An 8,061-nucleotide genomic window follows, 5' to 3' on the forward strand; every position below is an offset into this window, starting at 1 on the left:
ACCCGGGTCGGGTTCGGCGCCCGGTTCAGCAAGCCCGTTGTCCCTCGACGAACGCGGTGCGCGGCGTGGTGTCGTCGGGCTCGCCCGCGGCGCACCGGCCGTAGCGGTCCATCAGGTCGGCGGCACCGATCGAGGTCACGTCCCAGCCGTGGTCGGTGAGCCAAGCGGTCACCTCGGTGCGTTCCTCGGTGTACCAGAGGTCCTGCACATCGAATGCGTCGCCTCCGGCCCCGTTCGGGTCCTCCTCACCGGCCTGTCTGCGGTACTCGGCCAGCCGTTGGCGGCGACTCTCCAGGTATCCCGGTTCGAAGAAGCCCGCGTCGAACGACTCGACGCCGACGCGACTGCCCCGCGCGCTGAGCCGGTGGATCCGTTCGAACAGCAGGTCCTGTCCGCTGGCGGGCAGATACGGCAGCAGACCCTCGGCGGCCCACGCGGTCGGTTCGCTTGCGTCGAATCCGGCGTCGCGCAGGGCCCGCGGCCAATCCTCCCGCAGGTCGATCGGCACCGGAATGTATCTGGCGGTCGGTTGAACTTCGTGCCGGCGCATCGTGTCGACCTTGAATGCCAGCACCCGGGGTTGGTCGATCTCGTAGACGACGGTGCCGCCGATCCACGGCAACCGCCAGGCCCGCGCATCGAGCCCGGCCGCGAGAATCACCACCTGGTCGATGCCGTTGGCGCCGGCGGCGATGAAGAACTCGTCGAACCATTTCGTGCGCGACGCCGCATAGCCGCCGATGGAGCGGATGCGTTCGGCCATCTGGGCAGGGGGCGGCTGCCAACCCTGTTCGACCGCCGCGTCGACGAACATCTGGGCGTACGGGTCCGTGAAGAGCGGGCACTCGGTGTTCTGCTCCAGCGCACGAGACCAGGCCACCCCCAGCGCGGTCGCGCCCACACTCTCGGTGATGCCCCAGCTGTCGCCGTCAGTCCTGGCCATCGGCACCGCTTTCTGCGTGGTCGGCGAACTCGTCGATCTCGTCCGCGGTCAACAGATCGTCTCGGACGTTCTGTTCCCGATACGCGAGCTGACCAACCCGGTTCGCCACCACCGGCGCGGTGATGAGGGTGAACAAGCCAGTGAGTACGAGCATTCCGATATCGGCGTTGCCGCGCAGCCGTACCCCGGCGCCGATGATCACCAGCAGGAGCCCGAGCACCTGCGGCTTGGACGCCGCGTGCATCCGCGTCAACGTGTCGGGGAAGCGGACCACGCCGATTGCGGCGGTCAGTGCGAGCGACGAGCCGCCCAGGACCAGCACGCTCGTGAGGATGTCGAGACCGGTCATCGTCGCCCCCGGGTGATGCGGGGCTTGTCGACGTCGGGGACGCGGAATCGGGCGACGCTCACCGTGCCGACGAAGCTGATCAACGCCAGGGCTGCCATCCCGTAGGTAACGGTGCTGTCCAGGCTGTAGGCGGCCCATATACCGATGCCGCACATGGCCACCGCGATGAGCGTGTCGACGGCGACCAACCGGTCGAGCGTGCTCGGCCCGGCCAGGAGTCGGAACATCGTGATGGCCGCGGCGGTGGTGATCATCACCGCGGCGATGACCCAGACGGTATTCACAGTTCGACCTCCTCGTGCGCGGGGCGCCAGTCCTCGGGACGCTCGAATGTCCGGACCAACAGCCGCTCGATTACGGCCACCTGGTGGTAGAACGCGCTCAGCGCGCGGTCGGATCCGACGTCGATGACATGCATGTAGAGCAGCCGGCGGGTCTGGTCGATCTCGAGCACGATCGATCCCGGAATCAGGTTGAAGATGACGACCGCCAGCGACAGCACGAGGTCGGACTTCACCGAAAGTTGCGCGCGCAGCACCGCTGACAGCGGGGGCCGGGGTTTCAACGACAGCAGCGCGACCTGTATTGACGACAGCACCAAACGGTAGGCGACCGTGAGGATGAGCCGGATCAGTGACAGCGGGTGCACCTTGCCCTCGACCGGCACGGCGGGCAGCGGCAGGAGCCAGGTGATCAACGTCGCGACGGCCAGTCCCGACAGCACGTTGGCCGCTGAGAACGTGCCCCACAACAGGATCCAGACGAGTACGAGCCAGCACAGGATCCAGGTGCGAAGCACGACACTTCGCATCGGTGCGGTTTTCGATGCCCTCATTTCACCGCGGCCCCACTACCGCAGTGATGTACTCGCTGCGGTTCAGCACCTCGTTGGAAGCCCTTTCGCTGTAGGCGAATATCGGCCCGGCGAGCACCGTCAGTGCGAGCCCGGCGGCGATCAGCGCGCCGGTGGGCCCGACCATCCCCGCCGGCATGCGCCCGACGTGGTCGCGGTCGACGAACTGGATGTCCTCGGGTTCGTCGAGCAACGCCGACGGCACCGCCGCGGACAGATGGCCTTCGGGCGCGTCCTCGCGCGACCGCCAGAACGCCTTCGTCCACACCCGGACCACCACGTACAGCGTCAACAGGCTGGTCACCACCCCGCCGGCCACCAACGTCCAGGCCAACACCGAACCGTCCTGCGCCCCGGCCTCGAGCAGCGCCACCTTCCCGATGAAACCGGAGAACGGCGGTATGCCACCGAGATTGAGCGCGGGGACGACGAACACGAACGCCAGCAGCGGACTGGCGGCCGCCAAACCACCGAGTCGGTCCATCGTCGACGCCCCGGCCTGCCGTTCGATCAGCCCGACGACCAGGAACAGGGTGGTCTGTACCAGAATGTGGTGTGCGACATAGTAAATGGCACCGGACATGCCGAGCTGGTTGGACAACGCGATGCCGAAGATCATGTAGCCGATGTGGCTCACCAGCGTGAACGACAGCAGTCGTTTGATGTCGCTCTGCGCGATCGCACCGAGGATGCCGACCAGCATGGTCAACAGGGCAGCCACCAGCAGTACCGGGTCGAGCCCACCGCCGGGGAACAGCAGCGAGTGCGCCCGGATGATCGAATAGACACCCACCTTCGTGAGCAGGCCGGCGAACACCGCGGTGACCGGTGCGGGCGCTGTCGGGTAGGAGTCGGGCAGCCAGGCCGACAGCGGGAACACCGCGGCCTTGATGCCGAACGCCACCAGCAGCACGGCGAACATCGCCGAACGGATTCCGCCCGATACATCGTCGAGGCGCACGGAGAGCTCCGCCAAGTTCAGCGTCCCGGTGGCGCCGTAGACGAGGGCGAGACCGAACAGGAAGATCAGCGACCCGACCATCGAGACCATCACGTAGGAGATGCCCGCGCGGACACGGTCTTTGCTGGCTCCGACCGTCAACAGCACGAAGCTCGCGGCGAGCAGCACCTCGAAGCCGACGAAGAGGTTGAACAGGTCACCGGCGAGGAACGCCATGCAGACCCCGGCCGACAACACCAGGTAGGTGGGCATGAAGATCGACACCGGTTGACGTTCGTCACCGTCGCGCACACCCTGACCGATGGCGTAGAACACCACGGCCAACAACACGATCGCCGAGACGACGAGCATCAGCGCCGACAACCGGTCCACCACAAGGGTGATGCCCAGCGGGCCCATACCGGGCACCGACTGTCCCCAGCCGCCGACGTTGAGCACGAGTGTGCCGTCCCTGTCGGCGAGGTAGAGCAGCGCGCCGGACACCGCGACGACGACAGACAGCACGGCGAGGGTGAGGAGTCGCTGCAGTCGTGGCCGCCTGCCCGCGATCAGCGTGCTCGCCGCGCCCAGCGTCGGCAGCAGAACGGGCAGCGGAATCAAGGTGGCCGCCAATGTCATGCGCAGTCCGCCTTCACTACGAGCCTCCGGATCACCTGGGTCACCTTGACCCCTCATAACCGGGCAGGGCGTCCAACTCGTCGGGTGCATCGGTGTCGCGCGCGGCTTCGGGCTGCGGGCGGTCCTCCTCGACGGCGCCGATCTCCTTGGCGGCCAGCTCGGAGACCTTGGCGTCCTCGGGGTCGTCGCCCACTTCCTCCGCGGTGGTCAACCGGTAGGTCCGATATGCCATAGCCAGCACGAACGCCGCGATACCCATCGTGATGACGATCGCCGTCAGGATCATCCCCTGCGCCAACGGATCCGCTGTGGTGGTGTGAGGTTCGCTGTCTCGCCCCCAGATCGGAGGCTTACCGGCCGGGCCGCCGGCGATGAGGATGAGCAGGTTGATCGCGTTGCTGATGAGCAACAGCCCCAACAGCATTCGGGTCAGGTTGCGCTCGAGCAGCAGGTACACGCCGGCGCTGGTGAGCCCGCCGAGCAGGGCGAGGGGCACGAGGGAGGTCGTCATCGCGAACCCACCGCCGTCTTCTGCTCCTGACCCAACTCCACGTCGATGCGGGCCCCGAGGCTGCGCAACACGTCGAGCACCAGACCCACGACGATGAGGTACACCCCGAGGTCGAAGAACAAGGCAGTGACGAACTTGACGGTGCCCAACACCGGCACGTCGACCTCGATCAGCGCCGACGACAGCGCGGGCGCCCCCACCAGAAGCGAGGCGAACGCGGTGCCGGCGGCCAGGGTCAGGCCCGCGCCGAGGATCTTGCCGGCGTCCAGTGGCAGTGTCTCGCCCAGTTCGTAGCGACCGCCGGCGAGGTAGCGCAGCACCAGCGCGAGTCCCGCGGTCAACCCACCGGCGAACCCGCCGCCGGGGGTGTTGTGCCCCGCGAAGAAGAAGTACGCCGACAACACCATGATCAGCGGGAAGATGACCCGGGTGGCGACCTCGAGGATCAGTGACCGGTGCCGTGGGTCGCGCAGCTCGCTGCCGCGCAGCCAGGTGATGTCGCCGGCCGCCGGGCTGGTGTTCACCATCGCGGGTAGCGAGCCGATGTCGGGCTGGCCTGCATCGGCGACCCGTGGCGGCGTTCCGAACCTCCTGTGCCGGAACACCATTGACGCAACACCGGTCGCCGCGACCACGAGCACCATGACCTCGCCCATCGTGTCCCATGCGCGGATGTCGACCAGCAGCACATTGACGGCGTTGGCGCCGTGGCCGCGGTAGTACGCCGCCTCGGGGATCAGCTCGGCGATCGGAACGCCGGTGCGCGCGGCCATCGCGTACACCGCCAAGGTGGTCACGGTCGCACCGACCGCCAGGGCCAGCGCCGCCCGCGGCCACCGGTATCTGCGGATGTGAACCCGATCGGCTTCGGCAGGCAGCGTGCGCAGGACCAGCACGAACACCACGAGGGTCAAAGTCTCGACCAGGAACTGGGTCAGGGCCAGATCCGGTGCGCCGTGCAGCGCGAAGATCACCCCGCACCCGTATCCCGTCACGCCGACGAGCAGCACCGCCGCCAGACGGTTGCGCATCACCAGAGAGCCAAGTGCGGCCGCCAGGATGATCAGACCGATCACCACCTGCAGCGGTGAACCCCACAGCCGGAACTCCGGGCGGTCGCGCGCACCTACCGCGAGCGCGATCGTCGGCACCAGCACGAGCGTCGTCAGGATCGCCGATTGGGTGGCCGGGATCGAACCACGCTGGGTGACAGCGGTGAGTTCCACCGCCCACAGGTCGAGCCGGCGGATCACGGCGTCGTACACGTGGTCCGCGTTGCCCAGTGGTTCGCGCATCGTGCGCAACCGGCGCAATCGCTCACGGCCCACGAACGCGGCCACACCGGTGGCGATCACCAGCACCGACAACAGCAGTGGCAAGTTCACGCCGTGCCACAGCGCCAGGTGGTACTCGTTGTTGCCGGCGGGCACCGTATCGGCGTAATCCTCCAGCACGCCGCCGATCCCGACAGGCCAGATCCCGAAGGCCAACCCCGCTGCCGCGAGGATGCCCGGAGCGATCATGAACGTGCGCTCGGGGCGGTGCATCTCGGCGACGCGGGTGCTCGGTTCGGGCTGCCCCTTGCGGCCGAACGCGCCGAACAGGAAACGCAGGCTGTAGATGGTGGTGAACACCGAGCCGATCACGATGCCCGCCAGCACCAGCGGGGCGAAGGCTCCGAGGGTGGGGGTGTACAGCACGGTTGCCAAATCGGCTTCCTTGGCGACGAAGCCGAAGAACGGCGGTAGGGCCGCCATGCTGGCAGACGCGCCGACGGCGATGATCAACAGCGGTCGCGACTTGTCGCCGAGCCAGGCCAGTCTGCGGATGTCGCGGGTTCCGGTGGCGTGGTCGATGATGCCGACGACCATGAACAGCGCCGCCTTGAACATGGCGTGTGCGACCAGCATCGCAAGCCCGCCGAGCATCATGTCGCTGCCACCGGTGCCGACCATGACGGTGATCAGCCCCAGCTGGCTCACCGTGCCGAAGGCCAGGATCAACTTCAGGTCGTACTCGCGTACCGCACGCCAACCGGCCAGCAACATGGTCAGCAGCCCGAGTGAGACCACCATGGGGCGCCACACCGGGGAGTCGGCGAAACTGGGGCTCATGCGCGCGATCAGGTAAACGCCGGCCTTGACCATCGCCGCGGCGTGCAGGTAGGCGCTGACCGGGGTCGGTGCGGCCATCGCGCCCGGTAGCCAGAAGTGCAGCGGAACGATCGCCGACTTCGACAGGGCGCCGACGAGAATGAGCACCAGCCCGACCGACGCCGCCACCCCCGTCGGCGGTGATTCGAGGAGCTCGGAGAGCAGGTAGGTGCCCGCCATGTTGCCGAGCACGATGATGCCCACCAGCATTGCCAGGCCACCGAACGTCGTGACCAGCAACGCCTGGGTCGCCGCCCGCCTGCTGGTGATGCGTTCGGCGTAGTGGCCGACCAGAAGGAACGACAGCACCGAGGTGATTTCCCAGAACACATAGAGCATCAGCAGGTTGTCGCTGGTGACGAGTCCGAACATCGCGCCGGAGAACGCGACCAGTTCGGCCGCGAAACTCGGCAACCGGTTCTCGATGCGCCCGTCGTGGTGCTGGAAGTAGTCGGCGCAGTAGAAGAGGACCAGCGCGCCGATGCCGAGCACCAGCACGCTCATGATCGCGGCGAGCGTGTCGAAGCGCAGCGTGATGTCCATCGACAGCTCGGGCACCCACGGCACGTCGACGGTGCTCGACCGCCCGGCCGACGGCCAGTTCTGCGCCACCCACACCAGCGACAGAAGCGGCACCAGCGCCAGCGGATAAAAGGCCTTGCGCCCCCACTTGTGGACGAGCAGGGGCGCCAGCGCGGTGGCGACCGCGTGGGCGAGCAGGACGGCGAGCAGGGCACTCCGATCGGTTGGGTTGGTCAGCACGCGGCCGCCAACCGGAGAACTGATGGTCGGGGTGTCAGCCGAGTAAGGCTTCGGTGATTTGCATTCTACGTGGGCCGATCGGCGCTACTATGCCCCGCCGTTGACTCCACCGACCTCCGGGTGGTCGGCGCCGGCCCGATCGTAAAACGCTCAGGAGTGCCGCAGTCGCGCATATGCCCAGGCCAACAGGGAGCGCGGCGGCGTCGACCCGCTACGCGATCCGCGCGGGACTGATCGAGCCGTGAGCCAGCGCCGGAGCGGCATGGCAGATGACGCCGATGCCCCAGCCCAGGATCGGCCAGACCGGCCAGAAGTACCAGGAGCCCGCGGTCAGTCCAACCACCAGCCAGATGCCGAGCATCAGCAGCGATCCGGCGACGTAGCCCGCGAGGTGGAATTGAACGCTGCGGCGGGCCGCCCGGCGTAGCGCCTCGCGGCGGCGGGGATCGTTGCGCCGCAAGTGAGCCAACGGTAGATCTGCGGTGAGAGCGTGGAGGTCTGCGCGGGTGGCGGCGGCGAACGCGGTCTGCAGCCGGCTCTCGTACTCCGTCATATCGAGGTAACCCTGCGCCAGGGCCAGGCCGAGCAGATGTGCGGTCCTCTCGCGGTCGGGGTCTCCCGCGCGGACAACGGGCGCGATGGGTGCAGTCACGGCGACCTCCTCGATCTTGACACTGACAAGTTCTATGTACGACTATGCCGCTTGGAACTAGCCACTGTCAAGATGTGCCGCCCGTTGTCTGGCGCGAACGTGGGTTACCCGCGCGTTTTGGACGTCCGAAGTCAAGTGGTGAGTGCAACATCGGGGTTCATGCTGCTTGGGTGATCAGTGCGTTGAGGCGGTCGGCGGGGGTGTCGAGGTTCAGGGTGGGTCGGGGCCGAGTGTTGAGGGTGTCTTGGATGCGTTGCAG

Annotated in this window: 8 protein-coding genes; all 8 read right to left on the minus strand. The window is 67.4% G+C overall.

Going from position 1 to position 8,061, the window contains the following annotated elements; all coding sequences use genetic code 11:
• Positions 1-25: 25 nt before the first annotated feature.
• The gene (locus tag RMCN_RS21775) at positions 26-943 is read right to left on the minus strand and encodes an SAM-dependent methyltransferase (RefSeq protein WP_067393620.1); all 918 of its coding nucleotides are present in this window, start codon (positions 941-943) and stop codon (positions 26-28) included.
• On the minus strand, positions 930-1,292 hold the full coding sequence (gene mnhG, locus RMCN_RS21780) for a monovalent cation/H(+) antiporter subunit G (RefSeq protein WP_064351232.1): 363 nt from the start codon (positions 1,290-1,292) through the stop codon (positions 930-932). The genes RMCN_RS21775 and mnhG overlap by 14 nt, the downstream gene beginning before the upstream one ends.
• Positions 1,289-1,576 (minus strand): monovalent cation/H+ antiporter complex subunit F, encoded by a 288-nt coding sequence (locus RMCN_RS21785; RefSeq protein WP_064351233.1) that lies wholly within the window; start codon positions 1,574-1,576, stop codon positions 1,289-1,291. Before RMCN_RS21785 ends, mnhG begins: the two co-directional genes overlap by 4 nt.
• Complete coding sequence (locus RMCN_RS21790; RefSeq protein ID WP_064351234.1) at positions 1,573-2,103, minus strand: Na+/H+ antiporter subunit E; 531 nt, start codon at positions 2,101-2,103, stop codon at positions 1,573-1,575. The genes RMCN_RS21785 and RMCN_RS21790 overlap by 4 nt, the downstream gene beginning before the upstream one ends.
• A gap of 25 nt (positions 2,104-2,128) precedes the next feature.
• Positions 2,129-3,724 (minus strand): Na+/H+ antiporter subunit D, encoded by a 1,596-nt coding sequence (locus tag RMCN_RS21795; RefSeq protein WP_064415656.1) that lies wholly within the window; start codon positions 3,722-3,724, stop codon positions 2,129-2,131.
• Positions 3,725-3,764: 40 nt separating this feature from the next.
• Complete coding sequence (locus RMCN_RS21800) at positions 3,765-4,235, minus strand: Na(+)/H(+) antiporter subunit C (protein WP_064415655.1); 471 nt, start codon at positions 4,233-4,235, stop codon at positions 3,765-3,767.
• Positions 4,232-7,120, minus strand: a complete 2,889-nt coding sequence (locus RMCN_RS21805; protein ID WP_067393658.1) for a Na+/H+ antiporter subunit A — start codon at positions 7,118-7,120, stop codon at positions 4,232-4,234. Before RMCN_RS21805 ends, RMCN_RS21800 begins: the two co-directional genes overlap by 4 nt.
• A gap of 241 nt (positions 7,121-7,361) precedes the next feature.
• Positions 7,362-7,802 carry a DUF1707 domain-containing protein gene (locus RMCN_RS21810; RefSeq protein ID WP_067393622.1) on the minus strand — a complete coding sequence of 147 codons (441 nt, stop codon included), beginning with the start codon at positions 7,800-7,802 and terminating at the stop codon, positions 7,362-7,364.
• Positions 7,803-8,061 lie beyond the last annotated feature (259 nt).

It is taken from the genome of Mycolicibacterium novocastrense (assembly GCF_001570485.1).
Taxonomy (GTDB): Bacteria; Actinomycetota; Actinomycetes; order Mycobacteriales; family Mycobacteriaceae; genus Mycobacterium; species Mycobacterium novocastrense.

Excerpts from the sequence above, each read along its gene's own strand:
- RMCN_RS21795 (WP_064415656.1), bottom strand. The coding sequence starts at position 3,724 with ATGACATTGGCGGCCACCTTGATTCCGCTGCCCGTTCTGCTGCCGACG.
- RMCN_RS21800 (WP_064415655.1), bottom strand. The coding sequence starts at position 4,235 with ATGACGACCTCCCTCGTGCCCCTCGCCCTGCTCGGCGGGCTCACCAGC.
- mnhG (WP_064351232.1), bottom strand. The coding sequence starts at position 1,292 with ATGACCGGTCTCGACATCCTCACGAGCGTGCTGGTCCTGGGCGGCTCG.
- RMCN_RS21775 (WP_067393620.1), bottom strand. The coding sequence starts at position 943 with ATGGCCAGGACTGACGGCGACAGCTGGGGCATCACCGAGAGTGTGGGC.
- RMCN_RS21790 (WP_064351234.1), bottom strand. The coding sequence starts at position 2,103 with ATGCGAAGTGTCGTGCTTCGCACCTGGATCCTGTGCTGGCTCGTACTC.